We start from the raw sequence: 703 nt of genomic DNA on the forward strand, positions 1-703 counted from the left end.
GCGCTCCGTGCGCGAACTGTTCACGAGTTCGGGTCGGGTGGGCCGATGAGCAGGTCGAGCGCGGTGCGGAGATCGGCTGAGTCGACCTCCGAGGCGAACTCCTCGTCGACGATCAGACGGTCGGCCGTCGACGCCAACTCCGGATGGGCGCGGCGCGCCTGCTGCTCCGCACTGCGGCCGGGGAAGTGGCGCAAGGTGAACACCATCGGCAACAGCCGCGCGAACCGGGCGAGACGATCCCCGAGCGGACCACTCGAAGCCGGTGCCCGCTCGGCCGTGACCGGGTGCTGCAGCCACAACTCGTCCATCCCGACGAAGAACTCGTCCTCCGCAGCGAAGTGAACGTGCGCCACCTTCAGTTGCATCGCCGTCGCCGCGCACATCAAACAGGGCTGAAGTGTGGTGTAGAGGTGCAGACCGGCAGCGTTGAAGCGGTCGAGTCCGGCGAACGCGTTCATCTCCGCGTGCGCCGTCATGTTGCCGGACAGGGTCCTCGGTTGAGCGTCACGCTGCGCGACGCGATTTCGACCGACGGCCACGATCGAGTCGTCGGTCGGATCCACCAGGGCCGCACCCACACCGAAGCTCCCCGCCCGGAACGACGCCCACGCCTCGTCGAACACGGTCGTCCACGGTGGCGTCAACTCGCTCATCGCCGTCCATCCTCCCACCCGGCAACTCGTGAACAGTTCGCGCACGGAGC

General features: G+C 67.9%; 1 protein-coding gene. It reads right to left on the reverse strand.

Features of this window, described 5'->3' with window-relative positions; genetic code table 11:
- Positions 1-20 precede the first annotated feature (20 nt).
- Positions 21-703 (reverse strand): nucleoside deaminase (locus tag ON45_RS21970; protein ID WP_206537756.1); only part of this gene is annotated, 683 nt, incomplete at its 5' end.

It is taken from the genome of Ilumatobacter nonamiensis YM16-303 (assembly GCF_000350145.1).
Lineage (GTDB): Bacteria > Actinomycetota > Acidimicrobiia > Acidimicrobiales > Ilumatobacteraceae > Ilumatobacter_A > Ilumatobacter_A nonamiensis.